The sequence below is a fragment of the Nonomuraea sp. AD125B genome (assembly GCF_041402765.1).
Lineage (GTDB): Bacteria > Actinomycetota > Actinomycetes > Streptosporangiales > Streptosporangiaceae > Nonomuraea > Nonomuraea bangladeshensis.
Genome location: NZ_JBGLOU010000024.1, coordinates 83,958 through 105,749, shown reverse-complemented (window position 1 = coordinate 105,749; position 21,792 = coordinate 83,958). Strand labels below are relative to the sequence as shown.

Below are 21,792 nucleotides of genomic sequence, written 5' to 3'. Positions count from 1 at the left end.
AGGTGGGCGAGCAACCAGATCACGGACTGGATCACGGAGGGGAACATGAGGATCTTCGCCCGCACCCACCAGCTTCCGCCACGGCTGGCGGCCGCCGCCATCATGCTGCACTCGGGAGCCGACATGATCGGCGCCGACGAGGAGCGGGCGAGCGGCCTGCACGGCATGGCGACCGGCGCCTACCCCTTCCTCGGCGCGATGGAGCCCGTGCAGTTCACCCGCCTGCTGTCGCGGGCCGAGCTCGCGCTCGGGGCCGCGCTGGCGCTGCCGTTCGTGCCGTCGCTGGTGGCCGGGGCGGCGCTGACCGGGTTCGCGGGCGGGCTGGTGGGGCTCTACCTCCTGACGCCGGGCATGCGCCGCGAGGGCAGCCTCCGGCCGACGCAGCAGGGCCTCGGCGTGGCCAAGGACGTCTGGCTGCTCGGCATCGGCCTGGGGCTGGTCCTGGAGGAGCTGGCCAAGCGAGGATGTCGACACCCTGGCACTAAAGCGGACATACACGGGTAGTCCCGACGCATGGTACAGATCGGCTACACCCTGATGTCGGAACAGACACCGGCCCGCGAGCTGGTCGACTATGCCGCGGCGGCCGAGCGGATCGGCTTCGACTACGCCGTCATCTCCGACCACTACTTCCCATGGGTGGAGGAAATGGGGCACTCGCCCTACTGCTGGTCGGTGCTCGGCGCCGTCGCCCAGGTCACCGAGCGCATCCCGCTCATGACGTACGTGACCTGCCCCATCATGCGCTACCACCCGGCCGTGGTGGCCCAGAAGGCGGCGACGATGGGCGTGCTGAGCGAGGGCAGGTTCACCCTCGGGCTCGGCGCGGGCGAGAACCTCAACGAGCACGTCATCGGCGAGGGATGGCCGCCCGTCGACACCCGGCACCGGATGTTCGCCGAGGCCGTACAGATCATCAAGGAGCTGTTCGGCGGCGGCTACGTCACCTACCAGGGCGAGTTCTTCGACGTCGACTCGGCCAAACTCTACGACCTGCCCGACCGGCCGGTGCCGATCGGCATCGCCGCCTCGGGCGGGCAGTCGGCCGACCTGGCCGCCGAGCTCGCCGACGCGCTCGTCATCAACGACCCGATGCCGCAGGTCGTCGAGCACTTCAACGCCGCGGGCGGACGCGGCAAGCCGGTCTACGGCCAGCTCGCCCTCTCCTACGGCACCGACGCCGAGGCCGCCAAGCAGCGCGCCCACAAGCTGTGGCGCTGGTCGGCGGTGGGCGGCTGGAAGGTCATGGCCGAGCTGCCAGGACCGGTCAACTTCGCCGCGGCGGCCACCACGGTCCGGCCCGACGACGTCGCCCAGAGCGTGCCGTGCGGCGACGACGTGGACGCCGTCGTGCAACGCGTCAAGAAGTTCGCCGACGCCGGCTACACCCACGTGGCGCTCGTGCAGGTCGGTCACGACCAGCAGGAGCCCTTCTTCGACTGGGCCGAGAAGGAGCTCCTGCCGGCGCTCAGGTCCCTCTAGAGCTAGGGGACGATGTTGACCAGCTTGGGCGCGCGGACGATGACCTTGCGCGGCATGCCGGACAGGTAGGCCGAGACCTTCTCCGAGGCCAGGGCCAGGGCCCGCAGGTCCTCCTCGGAGATGCCCGGCGGCACCTCCAGGCGGTCACGGACCTTGCCCGCCACCTGCACCACGCAGGTGACCGACTCCTGCACCAGCAGCGCCGGGTCGGCCACCGGCCAGCCGGCGAAGGCCACAGGACCGGTGCGGCCCAGCCGCTCCCAGCCCTCCTCGGCGGTGTAGGGGGCCACCAGGGACAGCATGACCGCCAGCGTCTCGGCGGCCTCGCGGACGGCCGGGTCGGCGGGGCCGGGGCCCGAGTCGATCGCCTTGCGCGCCGCGGAGGTCAGCTCCATCATGCGCGCCACCGCCACGTTGAAGCGGTAGGAGTCGAGCAGCTTGGTGACCTCGTCGATCGTGTGGTGCACGACCTTGCGCAGCTCGGCGTCGCCGGCCTCGACCGGGGTGCCGGGCTCGCTGGTGACCTCGGACATCACGCGCAGCGCGCGGGCCAGGAACTTCTGCGAGGCCAGCGGCGAGAGGTCGGCCCAGTCGATGTCGTCCTCGGGCGGGCCGGCGAAGATCATGGTCAGGCGCACCGCGTCGACGCCGTAGGCGTCGATCTGCTGGCCCAGGTCGACGCCGTTGCCCAGCGACTTGGACATGGCCTTGCCGCCGTTGATCACCTGGCCCTGGTTGAGCATGCGCCTGAAGGGCTCGGTGAAGTCCACCATGCCCATGTCGTGCAGGACCTTGGTGAAGAAGCGCGAGTAGAGCAGGTGCAGCACGGCGTGCTCGATGCCGCCGACGTACTGGTCGACCGGGCCCCACTTGCGCACCTGCTCGACGTCGAACGGGCCGTCGGTGTAGCCGGGCGAGCAGTAACGCAGGAAGTACCAGGACGAGTCGACGAAGGTGTCCATCGTGTCGGTGTCGCGCTGGGCCCGGCCGCCGCACTTGGGGCAGGAGACGTTGACCCACTCGGCGGCGGAGGCCAGCGGGGCCACGCCCTTGGGGGCCAGCGCCTCGCCGCGCAGGTCGGGCAGCGTGACGGGGAGCTGGTCGTCGGGGACCGGGACCTCGCCGCAGTCGGGGCAGTGGATGATCGGGATCGGCGTGCCCCAGTAGCGCTGGCGGGACAGCAGCCAGTCGCGCAGCCGGTAGTTGACCGCGCCGGTGCCCCTGCCCTCCTTCTCCAGCAGCTCGATGATCCGGGAGATGCCCTCGGCCTTGGTCAGGCCGTCCAGCGGGCCGGAGTTGACCAGCGTGCCCTCGCCGGGCGTGGCCACGCCGGTCTCGCCCGGGTCGGCCAGGCCGGTGTGCACGACGACCTTGACCGGCAGGTCGAACTTGCGCGCGAAGTCGAGGTCGCGCTGGTCGTGGGCGGGCACCGCCATGATGGCGCCGTGGCCGTAGTCGGACAGCACGTAGTCGGCCGCCCAGACCGGGATGCGCTCGCCGTTGACCGGGTTGATGGCGTAGCGGCCCAGGAAGACGCCGGTCTTCTCCTTGTCGGTGGCCAGGCGCTCGATGTCGCTCAGCCGGGCGACCTCGGCGCGATAGGCCTCGAACGCGGGCCGCTGCTCGTCGGTGACGATCTCGTCGGCCAGCGCGGCGTCGGCGGCGACGACGAAGAACGTGGCGCCGAACAGGGTGTCGGGGCGCGTGGTGTAGACCTGGACCGGCTCCTCGCGGCCCTCGATCTCGAACAATACGTCGGCGCCCTCGGAGCGGCCGATCCAGTTGCGCTGCATGGTCAGCAGCCGCTCGGGCCAGCCGTGGAGCTGGTCCATGTCGTCCAGCAGCCGCTGCGCGTAGTCAGTGATCTTGAAGTACCACTGGGTCAGCTCGCGGCGGATGACGTCGGCGCCGCAGCGCTCGCACTTGCCGGCCACGACCTGCTCGTTGGCCAGCACCGTCTGGTCGTTGGGGCACCAGTTGACCAGGCCGCCCTTGCGGTAGGCCAGGCCGCGCTCGAAGAAGCGGATGAACAGCCACTGGTTCCAGCGGTAGTAGTCGGGGTCGCTGGTGTGCAGGCGGCGCGACCAGTCGAAGGACAGCGCGTAGCGCTTGAACGAGTTGGCCTGCGTGTCGATGTTGGCGTAGGTCCACTCCGCCGGGTGCGCGTTGCGCTTGATCGCGGCGTTCTCGGCGGGCAGGCCGAAGGAGTCCCAGCCGATGGGGTGCAGCACGTTGTAGCCCTGCTGCATCCAGTAGCGCGACACGACGTCGCCGAGCCCGAACGCCTCGGCGTGGCCCATGTGCAGGTCGCCCGAGGGGTAGGGGAACATGTCGAGCATGTAGCGCCGCTCGCGGGGGTCGGCGGGGTCTTCGCTCGCCCGGTAGGGCTCCTGCTCCTCCCAGCGCTGCAACCACTTGGCCTGCAGTGCCTGCGGGTCGTACTCACTCACGGCTACTGTCCTTCTGGATTGACTCGGACCCATAAGAAAACCCCCCGTGCACAACGAGGGGTAGCCGCGACGGCGAGATCTCAGGGCCGTCGCGGCCCGCTAAGAAGCAGGGTCGCGGAACGCATGTGTCAAGCCTAGCGCACCTCTTCGGCTGAATGCAGGCAGACGATCGGCGGCCCCAGGCACAATGGACGCTTCAGGGTTGACGAGACCCGATGGTGATGTATCCGTTGTGACCTCATTCGTCCCAGAAGATTACCCTTGTCGCCGTGGTATACCCAGCTGAGCGCGATCGACCGGAGGACGGCCTGCCCATGCAGGACCCGCCCACCGATCCGCATGGCTTCGCTCGTTTCGCTGCGGAACCACCCTCATCTCCTGGAAAATCCCATGAGATCATGCCTGGTACGTCAAATCCGGATATAAGGGTTGATCCGGACAGAACTTCGGGAGGACCGGCAGACATGGCAACGGATAACTCCGGACCACACCTGCCCCCATCCTGGCCGGAGGCGCCGCGCAGGGAACCATCCTCGTGGGCCAGCACGCCCTCCGAGCAGGACTCCTCCCCTTCCTGGGCGGGAACGCCCGCGGCCGAGGTGCCCATGTCGTGGCCGGAGACGCCGCGGCAGGCCGGTCACGACCCCGCCTGGCCCGAGCCCCCGCGCCCCGAGAGCTCCTGGCCGGAGCCGCCCCGCCCGTCCCGCGGCGGCCCAGCGAACGGCCCCGTGAACGGCCCCGCGAACGGCGCAGGTCACGGCGCCGGCAACGGCGCGGCGAACGGGAACGGTCCGAGGAACGGCGGCGCGAACGGCAACGGCCCGCGGAACGGCGGGCCGCACGGCGCTGCCGGCGATGGCCGCCGCGCGGACGCCCCGGGCTCCTACGGCGCGCAGGACCCCGGCCCGTCCTGGCCTGAGCCGCCCCGCCCGGACGCCGGCTGGCCCGAGCCGCCGCGCAAGGACGGCGGCGCTCCGGCGTGGGCCGGCGAGCGCGGCAACGGCCGTCCTCCCGCGCCCGGCCAACTGCCGAACTCCGGCCCCAACGGCATGTCCGACCCCATGACCTCCGGTCCCAACGGCATGCCCGACCCGATGAACGCCGGGCCCGGCCGCATGTCCGACCCCACCAGCTCCGGGCCCGGCCGCATGTCCGACCCGATGAACGCCGGCCCCGGCCGTATGCCCGAGCCGGGGTTCGACGCGGCGCCGCATCGGGTGCCCGACCCGGTGCCCGCCTGGCAGCAGCCGCCGACGCCCTCCCCCGGCGCGTGGGCCAACCTGTCCACGCCGGCGCCCTGGCCGCCCCGCCCCCCGGAGCCCGTCGAGGCGCCCGAGCCGCGCCCGTTCGACAACGCCCCGGCTGCGGCCCCGTTCGACGGCGCCCCGGTCGCGTCGGCCCCGGTCGCGTCGGCGCCGGTCGCGTACGACGGCGCACCGGCCGCCTCCGCGCCGGTCTCGTTCGGGCAGGCCGCCGCCGCGCCCGCCGGGACCCTGCCGCACGAGGGCCCGTCCGGGCCGCACGGCCCGCCGCCGCAGCCGTCCGAGGAGCGCACGATCACCTACGGCCGCCCCGGCGAGACCCACATCGGCGCCCCGCCGGCGCCTCCCGGCGAGCACGGGCAGCCTCCCCAGCAGGGGTCACGCGCCGGCTCCAACCTGAGCCGCGACCCCTCCGACCCGGAGAACAGGTTCGTGACCGCGGGCCAGATCAGCGGCTCGCGCACCCCGCCCCCTGAGCGTCAGCAGGAGCTCTGGAACACCGTCTTCGGCGACAACTACGAGGCGACGGGCGGGCGCGACCCGCTGGACGACGACGACGAGGGCAAGCCGATCTGGATCTACGCCCTTGGCGGCTCCGTGGCGATCGCGCTGGTGGCCGCGCTGCTGTGGGCGTTCCTGGCGGGGCCGCTGGCCGGCGAGGAGGCGGCGAGCACCGCCGCCGCCGGTCCCACGACCTCGCAGAAGCCGAGCGCGACCAAGGCCGGCACCTCGATCGGCCCGCTGCCGAAGTACCCCGGCAAGGCCTCGCCGGTGATCGGCCGGGTGCCCGACCAGGCGGCCGGGATCTCCGTCCCGCGCCTCGGCGGCACCTGGCAGCTCGACCAGCGCGCGACGGTCAAGGCGACCTACGGCTACGACACCCGCCAGTACGTCCCGATCAACGAGGACAAGTCGGCCATGGTCATGTCGGGGCCGCTGCCGGAGCGGCTGGCGTCGTACTACGACCAGGACGACCTGGAGCCGGTGATCAAGCAGGTCGTGCTGGACGCCAGGAAGCGGTTCTTCCCGTCCGACAACAAGGTACGCAAGGTCGCCCAGCAGGCGATCAAGGTGGGCGACAAGACCGGGCGGCTGATCGCGTACTCGCTGACGTCGGGCACCGACAAGGCCACGATCGTGACGATGGCGGTCAACACCGGCGGCAGCGTGCCCGCCATCGTCTTCGTGTCGATCCCGGCCGAGAGCAAGCAGCTCCTGCCCGACATCCGGGTGGTGATGAACCAGCTCAGGCTGGGCTAGAAGCGGCACTCCATGTGCTTGATGCCGTTGATGAACGAGGAGTGCAGCCGGTCCGGCTCGCCGCCCTCGATCTGGGGCACCCGGCGCAGCAGCTCGCGGAACATCACCGTGATCTCGCGCCGGGCCAGGTGCGCCCCGAGGCAGAAGTGGGGCCCCGGCCCGCCGAAGCCGACGTGCGGGTTGGGGTGGCGGGTGACGTCGAAGCGGTACGGGTCCTCGAACACCGCCTCGTCCCGGTTCGCCGCCCAGTAGAACAGGACGGCCTTCTCGCCCTCGCGGTAGAGGTGGCCGTTCATCTCGAAGTCGCGGGTGACCTTGCGGCGCATGAAGTTGACCGGTGAGGCCAGCCGGACGATCTCCTCGACGGCCGAGGGCGCGCGCCCGTCGAGGTCCTCCAGCCAGCGGGCGCGCTGGTCGGGGTTCCTGGTCAGCAGGTGCAGGCCGTGGGAGATGGCGTTGCGGGTGGTCTCGTTGCCCGCCACGACGAGCAGGATGAAGAACGAGCCCAGCTCCTGCATGGTCAGCCGCTCGCCGTCGATGTTGGCGTTGACCAGTGACGAGGTGAGGTCGCCCGTCGGGTTCTCGCTGCGGTGGGCGGCGAGGTCCTGGACGAGCTGCTGCAGCTCCATGCCGGCGGTCAGCAGGCGGGTGGCGATCTGTTCGAGGTCGCCGCCGGTGTACTCGGGGTCGAAGCCGCCGAGGATGACGTTCGAGCGGTCGAAGACGTAGGTGTAGTCCCGCTCGGGGATGCCCATCATGTCGCAGATGATCTTCAGGGGGAGCCGGGCGGCCACCTCGGTGACGAAATCGACGCCGGGGCCCTTGACCAGCAGGTCGTCCACGATGGTGGTGGCCGCCGACTCGACGTCCGCCTCGAACTGCTTGATCATCTTGGGGGTGAACGCCCGCGAGACGATCCTGCGCAGCCGGGCGTGGCGCGGATCGTCCATGTTGATCATCGAGCCGAAGTACTCGGTGAACTCGCTCGGCATGTCGGGGATGTTGGTCGCGCCGCCGTCGCCCGAGCAGAAGACCTCCGGGTTGCGGCTGGCCTCCAGGATGTCGGCGTGCTTGACCAGCGCGTAGTAGCCGGGTCCCTTGGGGGCGACGCCGACGTCCATCTCCTCGAAGAACGCGGGGGTCTCACGGGCACGCAGCCGGTCGAAGGCCTGCTCGCGTTCCTCCATGGGCCTGGCCCAGAAGTCGCGGTCCGACAGGTCGAAGTCGAGGACGCTCATGAGGCAATCATTGGAAAAGCAGGCACTTACGTCAATGGTTCTGACGTACACCGTACGTACGTGATCAACCGGGCCCCGCCCTGTGGCTAGAATGACCGCCATGTACACGTTCTTCTTCCACCTCGGCTAGCGATCCGCCGGCGGGTCGCGGAGCACCCACCGCCGGCGATGCGGGACGGCTGACTCAGCGCCGTCCCGGGTCGCGACGTGGGAGAAGGACACGTGCATACTTTTGCCGTGGCCAGGGCGGTGCACGGCATCGAGCCCCTGGTGGCCACGGAGATCCGGCGTTCCGGCGCGGGCGTGGTGCGGGAGCTGCGCCATCGCGAGGTGTGGTTCGAGACCCCGGGCACAGCGGAGTTGCCGGCGTTGCGGACGGCCGACGACGTGCTGCTGGCCGCCGCCGTGGTGGACGGGATCGGGCGGGATCGCTCCGCCCTGCGGCGGCTCGCCCGGGCCGCGCGCGAGCTGGACCCCGGGCCGCTGCCGGCGCCCGGCCCGGCCGGAGTGGAGGTGTCGGCGTCGTTCGTGGGCCGGCGCAACTACACCAGGTACGACGTCGAGGACGCGGTGGGGGCCGAGCTGGCGCGGCCGGCGCGGGTGCCGTACCACTCGCGGCGGGACGGCGCGCGGCCGCCCGGCGAGGCGACGGCCTGGCGGGTCACCATCGAGGGCGAGCGCGCGGTGATCGCGGTACGGCCGGCCCGGCGTCCGCTGCACCGCCGCGCCTACAAGACGGCCTCCGTCCGCGGCACCCTGCACCCGCCGCTGGCCGCCGCCATGGGGCAGCTCGCCGACCTGGCGTGTCTCTCCGCCGGTGCGGGGACGGTGCTGGACCCGTGCTGCGGCGCGGGCACCACGCTGATCGAGGCGCGCGCGCTCGCGCCGGGAGCCCGCTTCCTGGGCTTCGACCACGCGCCCGACGCGCTCGCCGCCGCCAGGGCCAACGCGGGGGGCGGCGGTGGAGCGTTCACCTGGGCGCGCGCCGACGGCGGCCGCGTCCCCGTACGGGACGGGGCGGCCGACCGGGTGCTGGTCAACCCGCCGTGGGGCCGCCAGGTGCCGCCCCTGGGGCTGCTCGCCGGCGGGCTCGGCCCGCTGTGGCGGGAGGTGCGGCGGGTGCTGGCCGACGACGGGCTCGCGGTGGCGCTGGTCCACGACGACGGGCCGCCGCGCGGGTTCGCCGTGGAGCGGGCCGTACGGGTGAGCCTGTCGGGGCGGCACCCCCTGATCGCGGTGCTCAGGAAGGAGTAGGGAGGGTCAGGCGGGCCCGAGCCAGTCGAGGATCAGCCGGTTGACCTCGTCCGGCCGTTCCAGGTGCAGGAAGTGGCCCGCGTCCGCCACGATCTCGGCCCGCGACCCGCCGGGCAGGTGCGCGACGGCGTCCTTGACGAGCCCGGCGCCCAGGCAGCCGTCCTGGGCGCCGTGCAGGTAGAGCACGGGCCCGCGCGCCTCCGGACCCGGCTCCGGGTAGCGGCCGGAGGGCGGGGTGGTGCCGAGCATCGCCCGGTAGTAGCCGATGGCCGCCGCGAGGTTGGCCGGGTCGTCGAGCAGGCTGCGGCGGACGAAGGCGAGGTCCTGGGCGGCGTCGTACCCCGGTGACCAGTCGCGCCAGAGGCCCTCGATGAAGCCGGGGGCCGCCGCGGCGGTCTCGGCCAGCGGGGTCTGGAACAGGAAGATGTAGAACGAGCGCCGGAGCTGCTCGTAGTCGAAGAAGGAGCCGGCCAGCGCGCCCGGCGGCGGCACCGCCAGCGCGACGGCGCGGCGGAAGCGGCCGGCGCACTGGTGGACGGGGAAGGCGCCCCAGTCGTGCCCGATGACGACGGCGTCCTCGCCGCCGCCCAGCTCCTCGTGCAGCGCGAGGACGTCGGCGGCCAGCGCCGCCCCCTCGTACGCCCCGTCGGCCGGGATCTCGGTGGGCGCGTAGCCGCGCAGGAACGGCGCGACCGCCCGGTAGCCCTGCTCGGCCAGCGCCGGCATCAGGTGCCGCCAGGTGTGCGCGGTGTCGGGGAAGCCGTGCAGGCACAGCGCGAGCGGCCCGTCCCCCAGGGTCAGATACGCGAACTCCAGCCCGTTGGCGTGGACAGTCCTGATCTCCATGACTGCGAAACCTAGCATTCGGGTCAGACGGTATAGCGCAGGTGCTTGACGCCGTTGATGAAGTTGGACAGCAGGAAGTCCGGCTCGCCTGCCGCGCGGATGCCGGGCAGGCGGGTGAACAGCTCGCGGAACATCACCGTCATCTCCCTGCGCGCCAGGTGGGCGCCGAGGCAGTAGTGCGGGCCGGGGCCGCCGAAGCCGACGTGCGGGTTGGGGTCGCGGGTGATGTCGAACGTGTCGGGGTGGTCGAAGACCGCTTCGTCGCGGTTGGCGGAGTTGTAGAAGAGCAGCACCTTGTCGCCCTTCTTGTACGCCGTCCCGTTCATCTCGTGGTCGCGGGTGAGCGTCCGCCGGAACTGGATGACCGGGGTCGCGTAGCGGACGATCTCGTCGCAGGCGGCCACGATGTGCCCGTCGAAGTTCGCGAGGAGCAGCTCGCGTTGCTCGGGATGGTCGGTGAGCAGCTTCAGCCCGTAGGCGATGGCGTTCCTGGTGGTCTCGCTGCCGGCCACCACGAGCAGGATGAAGAACGACCCCAGCTCCTGCGACGACAGCCGCTCCTCGCCGTTGACCAGCAGGCTGACGAGGTCGCCCGTGGGCCGCTTGCGCCGCTCGTCGCCGAGGCGGGCGGCCAGCCGGTTGAGCGAGTAGCCGGCGTGCAGCAGCTTGGCCAGGCCGCGGGCCACGTTGAGCCGGCCGAAGTCGGGCGACAGACCGGTGTACTCGGGGTCGGCGTTGCCGAGGATGACGTTGGTGCGCCGCAGCACCATGTCGTGGTACTGGGCGGGGATGCCCATCATGTCGCAGATGACGCGGACCGGGAGCCGGGCCGCGATCTGGGTGACGAAGTCGCCCGGCCCCTCCTCGACGGCCCGGTCCACGATCTCGGCGGCGGCCCGCGCGAGGTCCTCCTCCATCTTGGCGAGGATGCGCGGGGTGAAGGCGCGGGAGACGATCCGCCGCAGCCGGGCGTGCCGCGGATCGTCCATGTTGATCATCGACCCGAAGTACACGCTGAGCCAGCGCGGCATGTCCGGGATGCTGTTGGAGCACGGCTCGCTGCTGAAGACGGCCGCGTTCCTGCTGGCCTCGGTCACGTCGGCGTGGCGGACGAGGGCGTAGTAGCCCGGTCCGCCGCCGACGAACGGCACGGCCTGCTCGCGCACGAACACCGGGTGATCGAGCGCGCGCAGCCGGCGGAAGGCCTCCATGCGCTCGGCCTGCGGCAGGGCCCAGAACGGGATGTGCGACAGGTCGACGTCGGTGGACAGGGTCATACCCACCAACATTGTGCAAGTGACCACTTACGTCAAGGGTCGCTCACTTTCGCCCGAGGATCAGATCCGCCCCCTTCTCGCCGATCATGATGGCCGGGGCGTGCGTGTGGCCGCGGTTGAGCGTCGGCATGATCGACGCGTCCGCGACGCGCAGCCCCTCGACGCCGCGCACCCGCAGCGACGGGTCCACGACCGAGCCCTCGTCTGCCCCCATCCGGCAGGTGCCGACCGGGTGGTAGAGGGTCTCGGCGCGCTCGCGCACCCACTGGGCCAGCTCCTCGTCGCTCTCCGGCCCCCAGTAGGGGTCCATCGGCCCGCCCGCGTACGGCCGCATCGCCGAGGTCGTGAACACCTGCTTGGCCGCCTTCAGCCCGGCGACCAGCCGCCGCACGTCGGCCTCCGCGCTCAGGTAGTTGGGGTCGATGACCGGGTCCCGGCCGTTCAGCGTGATCCGGCCGCGGCTCTCCGGCTGCAGCAGCACCACGCCCACGGTCAGGCCGTGCCCGGTCGCCGGGACGAGGCCGTGCTCCACGAACGGGACCGGCGCGAAGACCAGCTCGATGTCCGGCGCGGGCTCCTCGGGCGAGGTGCGCAGGAACGCGACCGCCTCGCCGACGTTCGTGGTGAGCATGCCGGAGCGCAGCACGAGGAAACGCAGCAGGTTGCCGATGGACTCGGCCTTGGTGAGCGTGACCGGCTGGAGACAGGCGACGTACACGCCGGAGGCGAGATGGTCCTGGAGGTTCCCGCCGACCTCGGGCAGGTCGTGCACGACCTCGACGCCGGCCGCGCGCAGCTCGTCGGCCGCGCCCACGCCCGAGCGCATGAGCAGGTGCGGCGAGCCGATCGCGCCCGCGGCCAGGACGACCTCGCGCCGCGCCCGCAGCTGCGCGCCGCCGTGCTCGATCCCCACCGCCCTGCGGCCGTCGAACAGCACCCGCTCGACGGTCACCCCGGTGATCACGGTGAGGTTGGACCGCTTGAGGGACGGGCGCAGGTAGGCGTCGGCCGAGCTCCAGCGCCGGCCGCGGTACTGCGTGACGGGGGTCGGGCAGTAGCCCTCGTTGGAGGGGCCGTTCAGCTCGCGCAGCCGCTGATACCCCAGCTCCTCGCAGGCGCGCAGGAACGCGGCCGTGGTGACGTTGGGGCTGCGCAGCTCGGAGACGTGCAGCGGGCCGCCGGTGCCGTAGACGCCGCCCTCGTTGCTGCCGATCCGGTGCTCGGCCCTGGTGAAGTACGGCAGCACGTCCGCGTAGGACCAGCCGGGCACCTCCCACTGGTCGTAGTCGCGGGCGCAGCCGCGCACCCACATCTGGGCGTTGAGCGAGGACGAGCCGCCGACGACCCGGCCGCGCGGCCAGTAGAGCTCCCGGCCGGACAGCTCGTCCTGCTTGGCCGTGGTGTAGTTCCAGTCGTAGTCGGTCTTGAAGAGCTTGGCGAAACCCGCGGGCATGCGGATCTCCAGCTTGTCGTCCTGGCCGCCCGCCTCGACCAGGGCCACAGACACGCCCGGATCGGCCGACAGCCGGTTGGCCAGCACGCAGCCCGCCGAGCCGGCGCCCACGATCACGTAGTCGTACTCCATGGTTCCCTCCATGGGGGCAAGTAATTGACTACTTGCTTACGCCACGCGACCGGGGGCCGTCCATATCCAGTTGTAACCTGCGTTACCTACCGGTCGGTATGCCCATGCTGCGAAGATGGCGCGAAAGCCGGCTAGAGGAGGAAGGCGTCATGCTGAACTTGTCGATCGTCCTGGAGGACAGCGCCAGGAACAACCCGGACGGCACGGCCATCGTCTTCGGTGACATGCGGCTGCCGTACTCGATGATCGACACGGTGGCCAACCAGGTGGCGAACCTGCTGGTGTCGCGCGGCATCCGCAAGGGCGACAAGGTCGCGCTGGCCTGCCCCAACCTGCCGTACTTCCCGTTCGTCTACTACGGCATCCTCAAGGCCGGAGCGACCGTGGTGCCGCTCAACGTGCTGCTGCAGTCCCGCGAGATCGCCTACCACCTCGACGACAGCGACGCCAAGGCGCTGTTCTGCTTCGAGGGCACGCCCGAGCTGCCGCTCGGCGAGCGCGGCAAGGCCGGGTTCGAGGCCGCCGAGGGCTGTGAGCACTTCTTCGTGCTGCCCGCCACCCCGCTCGCCACCGAGTCGGAGTACGGCGAGTCGTTCTGGGCGGCGCTCGGCGGCACGGCGGCCACGTTCGAGACCGTGCAGACCGCGCCCGACGACACCGCGGTCATCCTCTACACCTCCGGCACCACGGGCCAGCCCAAGGGCGCCGAGCTCAGCCACCAGAACATGCTGATGAACGCCATCGTCAGCGACCGCATGTTCCCGGCCACCGAGGGCGGCGACGTCTACCTGGGCGTGCTTCCGATGTTCCACTCCTTCGGCCAGACCACCGTCATGAACACCGGGTTCCTGCGCGGCGCGACCGTCGTGCTCATGCCGCGCTTCGAGCCGGGCGAGGCCCTGGAGCTCATGCGCAAGGAAGGCGTGACGTTCTTCGCGGGCGTCCCCACCATGTACTGGGGCATGCTCACCAAGATCCACGCCGAGGGCGCCGAGGTGCCGGACACGCTGCGGATCGCGGTGGCGGGCGGCGCGTCCTCGCCGGTCGAGGTGCTGAAGGACTTCGAGCAGACCTTCGGCATCGGCATCCTGGAGGGCTACGGCCTGTCGGAGACCTCGCCGGTGGCGAGCTTCAACCAGCCGGGCCGGCCGGCCAAGCCGGGCACCATCGGCACCCCCATCTGGGGCGTGGAGATGAAGCTCGTGGACGGCGACTGGAAGACGGTCGAGGGCGAGGGCCCCGGCGAGATCGCCATCCGCGGCCACAACGTCATGAAGGGCTACTACGGCCGCCCCGAGGCCACCGCCGAGGTCATGCGGGACGGCTGGTTCCGCACCGGCGACATCGCCACGCGCGACGCCGACGGCTACTACGCCATCATCGACCGCGCCAAGGACATGATCATCCGTGGCGGCTTCAACGTCTACCCGCGCGAGCTCGAAGAGGTCCTCATGACCCACGAGGCCGTCTCGCTGGCCGCCGTGGTGGGCGTGACGCACGAGTCGCACGGCGAGGAGATCAAGGCGTACGTCATCAGGACGCCGGGCGCCACGATCACCGAGGACGAGCTCATCGCCTGGTGCAAGGAGAACATGGCGGCCTACAAGTATCCGCGGATCATCGAGTTCCGTGACGCGCTGCCGATGACGGCCACCGGCAAGATCCTCAAGCGCGAGCTGCGCTGACCTTCGCCCCCCGGAAGGCGGACGCCGTGCGGCGTTCGCCTTTCGGCCGTGCTGATTGTAATCTTGCGGTAACCGCATGCAACCGAGCACGGCAAAGGAGGTCGCGTGGGCCGCCACGAGAAGCCCCACACCCCCAAGGACCAGCCAGAAGAGGGCAAGGAAACGGCCAGGCCGGCCGAGCTGCGGCCGAGCCGCGGCAAGCACGCCGCTCCGGCCGAGGACCCGGAGTGACCCTCTCCCTCTAGCGGTCCTCCGGCACGCGGGCCGCCACCTCGGCGCGGAGGTGGCGGCCATCCTCTCCGTCCCCCAGCAGCGCCAGGGCCAGGCTCCGCACCGAGCGGGTGAACCTGCGCGGGTCCTCCGGCGGCGTCACGTGCCGGATCAGCGCCCCGTCGAAGACCGCCAGCAGGGCGTGGGCCACGAAGCCCGCGTCCAGCTCCGGGCGGGCCTCCGCGATGAGGGTGCTGAGGTGCCCGTGCCAGGAGCGGTAGCTCGGGTCGTCGTACTTGTCCTCGGCGCACGCCTGCTCGTGCGCCGCCAGCAGGATCGCGTTCCCCTCGGCGATCGCGCCCAGGCCGTCGAGGAAGGCGAGCAGCCGGTCACGGGCCGGCGCGCCGGGGCCGAGCGGCGGCGGGCCGCCCGCCACCGCCTCCCGCAGGTCCTTCGAGCGCTCCTCCAGCAGCGCCTGCAGCAGCCCGGCCCGGCTGCCGAACCGCCGGAACACCGTGCCCTTCCCGACCCCGGCCAGCGCCGCGACCCGGTCGATGGACACGTGGTCGCCGCCGCCCTCCGCCAGCAGCCGCTCGGTCGCCCGCAACACCGCCACCCGATTACGCGCGGCATCCCCCCGCTCCACCCGCCCGCCCCCGGCGCCGACCCGCTCCGCCCGCTCACGCCCGGCGCCGACTCGCTCGCGCCCGGCCCGCTCCGTCCGGTCGCGCGGGGCGCCGACTTGCTCCGCCCGGTCGCGCGTGGCGTCGAGTTGCTCCGTCCGCCCGTCTGTCATGACGTCCTTCCTCCCCCTCATTGTCGCGGACCGTCGGTCCGTTTATGCTAGCGTGCATACCCATCCGGACCGACGGTCCGCTTACCCTTCGCCGCCAAGGAGGCAGCTCGACCATGCGCGCTCTCGTCACCGATCCCGACGCTCCCGGCGCCCTGCGCCTCGGCACCGCGCCCGAGCCGGAGCCAGGTCCCGGCCGGCTCGTGCTCGACGTCCACCACGTCTCGCTCAACCGCGGCGAGGTCATCGGCGCCGCCGGCCGCCCGCCCGGCACCGTCCACGGGTTCGACGCGGCCGGGACCGTCCGGCAGGCGGCGACGGACGGCACCGGCCCGGCCGAAGGCACGCGCGTGGTGGCGTTCGGGGAGGGGGCGTGGGCGCAGCGGATGGCGGTGGACGTCACGGCCGTGGCCGCCGTCCCCGACGGCGTGGACCTGGCCGCCGCCGCCGCGCTCCCGATGGCCGGCCTCACCGCGCTGCGCACCCTGCGCACCCGCCCCATCCTCGGCCGCCGCGTGCTCGTCACCGGCGCCGCGGGCGGCGTCGGCCGCTACGCGGTCCAGCTCGCCGCGCTCGGCGGCGCGCACGTCATCGCCTCGGTCGGCTCCCCGTCCCGTGCCGCCGGCCTGGCCGAACTCGGCGCGGCCGAGGTGGTGATCGGCCTGGACGGCGTCGGCGAGCCCGTGGACCTGATCCTCGACAACGTCGGCGGCCCTCAGCTCGCCGCCGCCTGGCGGTTGCTCGCGCCCGGCGGCGACATCCAGGCCATCGGCTGGGCCTCGGGCGAGCCCGCCGTCCTCGCGCCGTACTCGCTGTTCTCGCTCGGCCCGGCGAAGACGGTGAGCTCGTTCGGCGACGTACGCGAGCCGGGACCCGACCTCGCCACGCTGCTCGCCTTCGTGGCGTCGGGCCGGCTGTCGCCGGAGGTGAGCTGGCGGGGGTCCTGGGAACGGGTCGGTGAGGCCGCCACGGCGCTGCTGGAGCGGCGCGTCGCGGGAAAGGCCGTCCTCGACGTCACCCAGGCGCCGTGAAGGACGGCCTCCCGGCCGCGGGCGGGAAGGTCAGGGCCAGTCGCGGGCCGGGCGCAGCGGCATGCCGGAGCGGCCCTGGTCGTCCAGCTTGACCGCCAGCACCTGGTGGAGCTGGACCTTGTTGCGCTCGAAGCCCACGATGCAGCCGGCCATGTAGAGCGCCCAGACGCGGGCGGTGCCCATGCCGACCTCCTGGACCGCGTCCTCCCAGTTGGCGTCGAGGTTGTCGCACCAGTGGCGGAGGGTCTTGGCGTAGTGCTCGCGGAGGTTCTCCTCGTGGCGGATCTCGAAGCCGAGGTCCTCCATCTGGCGGATCAGCCAGCCCACCGACTCCAGCTCGCCGTCGGGGAAGACGTAGCGGTTGATGAAGCCGCCCTTGTTGAAGGTCTTCTCCTTGCCCGTCGGGCGGGTGATGCAGTGGTTGAGCAGCCGGCCGCCCGGCTTGAGCTTGCCGTACAGGAACTCGAAGTACGCCGGCACGTTGTCCTTGCCGATGTGCTCGGTCAGGCCGATGGAGCTGACCGCGTCGAAGCCGGTCTCCCGTACGTCGCGGTAGTCCATGAAGCGGACCTCGGCGAGGTCCTGCAGACCCTCGTCGGCGATGGCCTTCTGCGCCCACTCGGCCTGCTGCTTGCTCAGCGTGACGCCGAGCGCCTTGACGCCGTAGTGCTTGGCGGCGTGGATGACCATGCCGCCCCAGCCGCAGCCGACGTCGAGCAGGCGCATGCCCTCCTTGAGGCCGAGCTTGCGCGCCACCAGGTCGAACTTGGCGAACTGGGCCTCCTCAAGTGAGGAGCTCTCCTCGGGGAAGGCCGCGCAGGTGTACGCCATCGACGGCCCGAGCACCCACCGGTAGAACCGGTTGGAGACGTCGTAGTGGTGGTGGATGGCCTCGGCGTCGCGCTGCTTGGCGTGCCGGGACCCCAGCCTGGCCAGCGTGCTCTGCCGCATCTCCTGCGGCGGGGGCGGGACCCGCATGAGCAGCGGCTTGACCCCGAGCGCCCGCACCGCGGCGACCTTCTCGGCGGTGCTCAGGTCGTTGGTGGTGATGTTCCACATGCGGTCGAGCAGGGTGTACATGTCGCCGTGCACGTCGATGTGACCGGAAATGTAGGCTCTGGCCAGGCCCAGCTCCCCCGGGGCCTGCGCCAGGTAGGCCACCGCGATCGGCGACTTGACCTCGAGCGCGAGGTCGGCCGCGTCCGGCCCCGCCTTGCTGCCGTCGTAGGCCATGAACGCGATGTTGGCGTCCTTGCCGACGATTTTCTCGAAGATGGTTGCGAGAGCCATCGACTCACCTTCCCCGTACACACTTGTCGTACAGGTCCAGCAGGCGTCCGTTCGGGTCGTATTCCTGCTTGACCGGCCAGTAGGCATCGCCGTTGTACAACTGCCAGAACTGCTCGGGGTCGTAGAAGGACGTCGAGTAGAGCGACTTGTGGCCGTCGAGATCGTGCACGGCGTTCTCGATCAGCCGGTTGTAGTAACCGTCGAACTGTCCCCGTGGCAGCGGCACCATACCCCAGAAGCCGAAGTTGACGTACAGCCGGCCCGGCTCCAGGGGATAGAGCGGCCAGCGGGAGCCGGCCCGGAGCGGGCACATCCACACCGGGGTCATGCCCACCTTGTCGTGGAAGAACTCCAGGAACTCGGCGCCGCGCTCGACGGGCACCTCGACGTCCTGGATGACCGACTCGTGGACGGGCTGGTCGCGCCAGCGGTCGACGCGGGCGGTCACGCCGTACTTCCGGTCGAGCGCGACCAGGCGGCGGTAGACGTCGGAGCGCATCCAGCGGCGCGGCATGAGCGAGCGGACCACGGGCTGCTGCACGCCGAAGGCGCGCGAGCACCAGAACCAGTCGGTGTCCCAGCGCCACAGGTAGTCGTGGATGGTCAGCCAGTCGCGGTTGCGCTGCCTGATCGACTGGTAGTAGATGCGCATGCCGGTGTAGTCGGAGACGTAGGGCGCGCGCTCGGCGAAGCGGCCGAGGGTGATGTACATCTCGCCGGGGTCGAAGAAGACGCCGTCCACGAAGTCGACCCGCTCGCCGTCGTGGACCATGCTCTCGCAGATCTCCTGCATGGCGAGCATGCACTTGGCGGCGTCGGTGAACCTGACGTGGGTGAGATGCACGTACGGCTGGACCTTGCGGAGCTTGATCCTGATGCGCAGGGCGTAGCCGAGCGTGCCGTAGGAGTTGGGGAAGGAGCGGAACAGCTCGCGGTGCTCGTTGTCCTCGCGCGCCACGATCACCCGCCCGTCGCCGGTGAGGATCTCCAGCTCCTCGACCGACTCGTGGGGCAGGCCGTCCCTGAAGCTGGTCGACTCGATGCCGAGACCGGTGACGGCGCCGCCGAGCGTGATGGTCTTGAGCTGGGGCACCACGTACGGCATGAGCCCGTGCGGCAGCGTGGCCTCGACCAGGTGCTCGTAGGTGGTCATGCCCTGGACCTCGGCCGTCATGGTCTCGGGGTCCACGCTGATGACCTCGTCCAGGTCGCGTGCCGACAGCTTCGCGGTGCGGCCGGAGTCGCGGAACCTGAAGAGGTTCGACGTCGACTTGGCCAGGCGGGGCGCGGCGCCGCCGGGGATCTCCGCGTACGACTGCCTGATCTGCTCTACTGCCCGTCGGTGTGTCGACATCGTCGTCGTCACCAAAGCACCCCCTTGAGCTGGTAGAGATCGTCCGTCAGCACGGTATCTCCCGCTCGCGGCTCGGGCCAGACCGGGGTCGTTAAAGACACGAAAACTGTTTATCGTGCCAGGTGAATCCGTTATCGGGTAGTCATTCCCGTTGACTTCCTGCGGACCGTGGGCGGCAGGCCGTTCACCACACCGGCCAGTTCGCGGCCCTCGACGGCGGCGCGGAGGTTGTCCACGACGGCGGTCAGCAGCCGGCCGCTCGCCTCGGGGGTGACGCCCGCGACATGCGGGCTGAGCAGCACGTTCGGCAGCTCGCGCAGGGGGTCGCCGGGCGGCGGCGGCTCGGTCTCGAAGACGTCCAGCGCGGCCCCGGCCAGGTGGCCCGAGCGCAGCGCCCGCACCAGCGCGGCCTGGTCGACGACCTCGCCGCGGGCGGCGTTGACGAGCAGCGCGCCGGGCTTCATCAGGGCCGGGTCGACGAGGCGCGTGGTCTCCTCGGACAGCGCGATGACGACCACCACGACGTCGCTGCCCGCGAGGAGCGCGCCGAGGTCCTGGTAGGCGGGGTCCTCGCGGGGGGTGCGGGTCCAGAAGCGGACCTCGCAGCCGAGCGCGCGGAACAACTCGGCGCAGGCCACGCCGATCGGGCCGTAGCCGACGACGCCGACGCTCCGGCCGCGCAGCTCGTACGGCCGCAGACTCTGCTGCGGCCACTCCCCGGCCCGCACCGCGGCGTCGCCCGCGACGAGCCGGCGGGCCAGCGCCAGGGCGGCCGCGAGACACCATTCGGAGACGGCGACGGCGCTGACGCCCGGCGTGTTCGCCAGCGGCACCCCGGCCGCCGTCAGCGCGGCGAGGTCGTGGCCGTCCACGCCGACCGAGGGCTGCTGGACGAAGGCCAGCCGGGGCGCGGCGGCGACCGCCGCGCCGTCGAGGACGAGCGTGCCCGTCCAGTCGCCGAGCACGATCTCGGCGTCCGGCAGCGCCGCGAGGAGCGCGTCACGCTCGCGGGCGGCGGGCACCCGCACGTCCACCCGGTCGCCGAGCGGGGCGAGCAGGCTGCGGATGAACGTCTCGGGAAGCGGCGGCAGGGCGAGCAGGGTCCAGGGGCTCATGCCCTCACCGTAAAGCTGTTGATCACCTGCCGCATCAGCCGCTGGCTGCGCGCCCACTGGCCCTCCGCGACGGTCCAGGACAGCACGTAGGCCGTGTCGCCGACGACCACGGCCCTGCGCAGCTCGCGGTAGCGGGCGCCGGGCGTGACCCAGGGCGCGCCGCCCTCGGCGCCCGCCGTGTAGGTGAGCTCCCACTCCAGCGCCCTGACGCCCTGGTGGTCGACGGTGCGGCGGCCCCGGGTGACGACGTCCTCGGCGCTCTGCCGCAGCTCGTCGCGGGTGGTGATCATCAGCTCGGCGGGGTCGGTGCTGCTGTAGACGGCCTGCACCCCGAAGTGGGCGTTGCGGTCGCGGCGCGTCCACTCCGTGTACGCCTCCCGCCGCGCCCCCCGCCAGCCGTAGGGCCGCAGGATCGTCCAGCCGTCGGGCGATCGCCAGGCCCGTACGAGCGGCGCCGCCGCCCGCGTGACGCTCGGCCTGGCCGAGGGGGTCGCACTGGGCGTGGGCGTGGCCGACGTCGGGACGGGGGTGAGCGGGGCGGTCGCGGCGGCGGGCGCGGTGCTGGCGCGCGGCGCGCCCTCGGCGGGCGTGGCGAACCTGAAGTAGCCGAACGTCCCCGCGCCGACCACCACGACGGCGACCGTGGCCGCCGCGAGCAGGGTCCGGCCCCGTCCGCCGCGCCCGCGCCTGGGCTCGTCGGCGTCGTCGTCGTAGGCGGGGCGGGAGGTGGCGGCGAGCTCGGCCAGCAGCCGGTCGGCCTCCTCGGCGCTCAGCCGCTGCTCGGGCTCCTTCTGCAGCAGGCCGCGGAGCACCGGGTGCATGGCGGGCGGGATGCGCCGGTAGTCGGGCTCCTCGTTGAGCAGCGCGTTGAGCGTGGCCATGGCCTCGCCCCGCTCGAACGGCGAGCGGCCGACCAGGCACGCGTACAGCGTCGCGCCGAGCGACCACAGGTCGGAGGCCGGTCCCGCGGCGTCGGCGCGCACCCGCTCGGGGGCGAGGAAGCTGGGCGAGCCGGTGACCATGCCGGTGCGGGTGAGCGAGGCGTCGCCCTCGACCGTGGCGATGCCGAAGTCGGTGAGCACCGCCCGGCCGTCCTCGGTCATGAGGATGTTGCTCGGCTTGACGTCCCGGTGCAGGATGCCGGCCTCGTGCGCGGCGCGCAGCGCCGACAGCACCTGGCGGCCGACGTCGGCGGCCTCGCGGATCGGCAGCGCGCCCGTGCTGAGCACGACCTGCTCGACCGTGGGGCAGCTCAGCAGCTCCATGACGATCCAGGGCCGGCCGCCCTCCTCGACGACGTCGTAGACGGCGACGACGCCGGGATGGTTGAGCTTGGCGGCGGTGCGGGCCTCGCGGACGGTACGCATGAGCTGACGTTCCCGGTCGCCGGCCGGCAGCCCGTCGGGCAGCACGACTTCCTTGATGGCCACCTGACGGTTCAGCAGCGTGTCCCGGCCTTCCCAGACCACGCCCATCCCCCCGCGGCCCAGCTCGCGCACTAACTCGTAGCGCCTGGCGATGAGCCGGTTGCTCTCCGATACCATGTCCGTCCCCTGTAGACCACCACGAACAGTGGGCAAGTTTCCCATACCTGATGGGGCACGCGAGGGAAGCTCGCGAAGGCTGCTTGCACCAGATGACCGAATGTTGTTCTACTGGG

At 71.8% G+C, this 21,792-nt stretch carries 17 protein-coding genes; 7 read left to right on the top strand and 10 right to left on the bottom strand.

From position 1 onward, the window contains the following. Positions 1–45: 45 nt before the first annotated feature. Together ACBR40_RS42860 and ACBR40_RS42855 are read left to right on the top strand one after the other, a co-directional pair. Entirely contained in the window at positions 46–504 is a 459-nt protein-coding gene (locus tag ACBR40_RS42860; RefSeq protein ID WP_344218837.1) for a hypothetical protein, read from the top strand. A gap of 9 nt (positions 505–513) precedes the next feature. Continuing rightward, positions 514–1,482 (top strand): TIGR03557 family F420-dependent LLM class oxidoreductase, encoded by a 969-nt coding sequence (locus ACBR40_RS42855; RefSeq protein WP_371252449.1) that lies wholly within the window; start codon positions 514–516, stop codon positions 1,480–1,482. A gap of 2 nt (positions 1,483–1,484) precedes the next feature. Here the strand turns inward: ACBR40_RS42855 and leuS are convergent, their stop codons facing one another. Continuing rightward, positions 1,485–3,965 carry a leucine--tRNA ligase gene (leuS, locus tag ACBR40_RS42850; protein ID WP_344218833.1) on the bottom strand — a complete coding sequence of 827 codons (2,481 nt, stop codon included), beginning with the start codon at positions 3,963–3,965 and terminating at the stop codon, positions 1,485–1,487. Positions 3,966–4,396: 431 nt separating this feature from the next. On the opposite strand from leuS, the gene ACBR40_RS42845 reads away from it, so the two are divergent. Continuing rightward, a complete protein-coding gene (locus ACBR40_RS42845) occupies positions 4,397–6,454 on the top strand; it encodes a hypothetical protein (protein WP_371252448.1) in 2,058 nt (685 codons plus the stop codon). Here the strand turns inward: ACBR40_RS42845 and ACBR40_RS42840 are convergent. Next, on the bottom strand, positions 6,451–7,692 hold the full coding sequence (locus ACBR40_RS42840; protein WP_371252447.1) for a cytochrome P450: 1,242 nt from the start codon (positions 7,690–7,692) through the stop codon (positions 6,451–6,453). The two genes, ACBR40_RS42845 and ACBR40_RS42840, sit on opposite strands and share 4 nt — an antisense overlap. 222 nt (positions 7,693–7,914) lie before the next feature. Here ACBR40_RS42840 and ACBR40_RS42835 point away from each other — a divergent pair, with 222 nt between their 5' ends. Continuing rightward, positions 7,915–8,946, top strand: coding sequence for a methyltransferase domain-containing protein (locus ACBR40_RS42835; RefSeq protein WP_371252446.1), 1,032 nt, complete (start codon positions 7,915–7,917; stop codon positions 8,944–8,946). Between the two features lie 6 nt (positions 8,947–8,952). On the opposite strand, the gene ACBR40_RS42830 is transcribed toward ACBR40_RS42835, so the two are convergent. Genes ACBR40_RS42830 through ACBR40_RS42820 form a run of 3 tightly spaced genes read right to left on the bottom strand, consistent with a single transcriptional unit; the run spans position 8,953 to position 12,654 of the window. Next, on the bottom strand, positions 8,953–9,792 hold the full coding sequence (locus ACBR40_RS42830; protein WP_371252445.1) for an alpha/beta fold hydrolase: 840 nt from the start codon (positions 9,790–9,792) through the stop codon (positions 8,953–8,955). Positions 9,793–9,815: 23 nt separating this feature from the next. Next, the gene (locus ACBR40_RS42825) at positions 9,816–11,069 is read right to left on the bottom strand and encodes a cytochrome P450 (RefSeq protein WP_344218823.1); all 1,254 of its coding nucleotides are present in this window, start codon (positions 11,067–11,069) and stop codon (positions 9,816–9,818) included. A gap of 43 nt (positions 11,070–11,112) precedes the next feature. Continuing rightward, positions 11,113–12,654 (bottom strand): GMC family oxidoreductase, encoded by a 1,542-nt coding sequence (locus tag ACBR40_RS42820; RefSeq protein WP_371252444.1) that lies wholly within the window; start codon positions 12,652–12,654, stop codon positions 11,113–11,115. A gap of 149 nt (positions 12,655–12,803) precedes the next feature. On the opposite strand from ACBR40_RS42820, the gene ACBR40_RS42815 reads away from it, so the two are divergent. Together ACBR40_RS42815 and ACBR40_RS42810 are read left to right on the top strand one after the other, a co-directional pair. Then, complete coding sequence (locus ACBR40_RS42815; protein ID WP_371252443.1) at positions 12,804–14,339, top strand: long-chain fatty acid--CoA ligase; 1,536 nt, start codon at positions 12,804–12,806, stop codon at positions 14,337–14,339. Between the two features lie 105 nt (positions 14,340–14,444). Further along, the gene (locus ACBR40_RS42810; protein WP_364463793.1) at positions 14,445–14,570 is read left to right on the top strand and encodes a hypothetical protein; all 126 of its coding nucleotides are present in this window, start codon (positions 14,445–14,447) and stop codon (positions 14,568–14,570) included. A gap of 10 nt (positions 14,571–14,580) precedes the next feature. On the opposite strand, the gene ACBR40_RS42805 is transcribed toward ACBR40_RS42810, so the two are convergent. Next, a complete protein-coding gene (locus ACBR40_RS42805; RefSeq protein ID WP_371252442.1) occupies positions 14,581–15,345 on the bottom strand; it encodes a TetR/AcrR family transcriptional regulator in 765 nt (254 codons plus the stop codon). A 113-nt stretch (positions 15,346–15,458) separates the two neighbouring features. Between ACBR40_RS42805 and ACBR40_RS42800 the strand changes: the two genes are divergently transcribed. Beyond that, positions 15,459–16,373, top strand: a complete 915-nt coding sequence (locus tag ACBR40_RS42800) for a zinc-binding dehydrogenase (protein ID WP_371252441.1) — start codon at positions 15,459–15,461, stop codon at positions 16,371–16,373. Between the two features lie 30 nt (positions 16,374–16,403). On the opposite strand, the gene ACBR40_RS42795 is transcribed toward ACBR40_RS42800, so the two are convergent. From ACBR40_RS42795 to ACBR40_RS42780, 4 genes are all read right to left on the bottom strand, one after another. Beyond that, positions 16,404–17,663, bottom strand: a complete 1,260-nt coding sequence (locus ACBR40_RS42795) for a cyclopropane-fatty-acyl-phospholipid synthase family protein (protein ID WP_344218811.1) — start codon at positions 17,661–17,663, stop codon at positions 16,404–16,406. Positions 17,664–17,667: 4 nt separating this feature from the next. Then, positions 17,668–19,017, bottom strand: coding sequence for an FAD-binding oxidoreductase (locus tag ACBR40_RS42790; protein WP_344218809.1), 1,350 nt, complete (start codon positions 19,015–19,017; stop codon positions 17,668–17,670). 131 nt (positions 19,018–19,148) lie between these two features. After that, complete coding sequence (locus tag ACBR40_RS42785; RefSeq protein WP_371252440.1) at positions 19,149–20,132, bottom strand: NAD(P)-dependent oxidoreductase; 984 nt, start codon at positions 20,130–20,132, stop codon at positions 19,149–19,151. Further along, positions 20,129–21,676, bottom strand: a complete 1,548-nt coding sequence (locus ACBR40_RS42780; RefSeq protein ID WP_371252439.1) for a serine/threonine-protein kinase — start codon at positions 21,674–21,676, stop codon at positions 20,129–20,131. The genes ACBR40_RS42785 and ACBR40_RS42780 overlap by 4 nt, the downstream gene beginning before the upstream one ends. Between the last annotated feature and the right edge of the window lie 116 nt (positions 21,677–21,792).

Bases quoted from the DNA above. Each gene is read 5' to 3' on its own strand.
- ACBR40_RS42860 (WP_344218837.1), top strand. From the start codon at position 46: ATGAGGATCTTCGCCCGCACCCACCAGCTTCCGCCACGGCTGGCGGCC.
- ACBR40_RS42855 (WP_371252449.1), top strand. From the start codon at position 514: ATGGTACAGATCGGCTACACCCTGATGTCGGAACAGACACCGGCCCGC.
- leuS (WP_344218833.1), bottom strand. From the start codon at position 3,965: ATGGGTCCGAGTCAATCCAGAAGGACAGTAGCCGTGAGTGAGTACGAC.
- ACBR40_RS42845 (WP_371252448.1), top strand. From the start codon at position 4,397: ATGGCAACGGATAACTCCGGACCACACCTGCCCCCATCCTGGCCGGAG.
- ACBR40_RS42840 (WP_371252447.1), bottom strand. From the start codon at position 7,692: ATGAGCGTCCTCGACTTCGACCTGTCGGACCGCGACTTCTGGGCCAGG.
- ACBR40_RS42830 (WP_371252445.1), bottom strand. From the start codon at position 9,792: ATGGAGATCAGGACTGTCCACGCCAACGGGCTGGAGTTCGCGTATCTG.
- ACBR40_RS42825 (WP_344218823.1), bottom strand. From the start codon at position 11,069: ATGACCCTGTCCACCGACGTCGACCTGTCGCACATCCCGTTCTGGGCC.
- ACBR40_RS42820 (WP_371252444.1), bottom strand. From the start codon at position 12,654: ATGGAGTACGACTACGTGATCGTGGGCGCCGGCTCGGCGGGCTGCGTG.
- ACBR40_RS42815 (WP_371252443.1), top strand. From the start codon at position 12,804: ATGCTGAACTTGTCGATCGTCCTGGAGGACAGCGCCAGGAACAACCCG.
- ACBR40_RS42805 (WP_371252442.1), bottom strand. From the start codon at position 15,345: ATGACAGACGGGCGGACGGAGCAACTCGACGCCACGCGCGACCGGGCG.
- ACBR40_RS42800 (WP_371252441.1), top strand. From the start codon at position 15,459: ATGCGCGCTCTCGTCACCGATCCCGACGCTCCCGGCGCCCTGCGCCTC.
- ACBR40_RS42795 (WP_344218811.1), bottom strand. From the start codon at position 17,663: ATGGCTCTCGCAACCATCTTCGAGAAAATCGTCGGCAAGGACGCCAAC.
- ACBR40_RS42790 (WP_344218809.1), bottom strand. From the start codon at position 19,017: ATGTCGACACACCGACGGGCAGTAGAGCAGATCAGGCAGTCGTACGCG.
- ACBR40_RS42785 (WP_371252440.1), bottom strand. From the start codon at position 20,132: ATGAGCCCCTGGACCCTGCTCGCCCTGCCGCCGCTTCCCGAGACGTTC.
- ACBR40_RS42780 (WP_371252439.1), bottom strand. From the start codon at position 21,676: ATGGTATCGGAGAGCAACCGGCTCATCGCCAGGCGCTACGAGTTAGTG.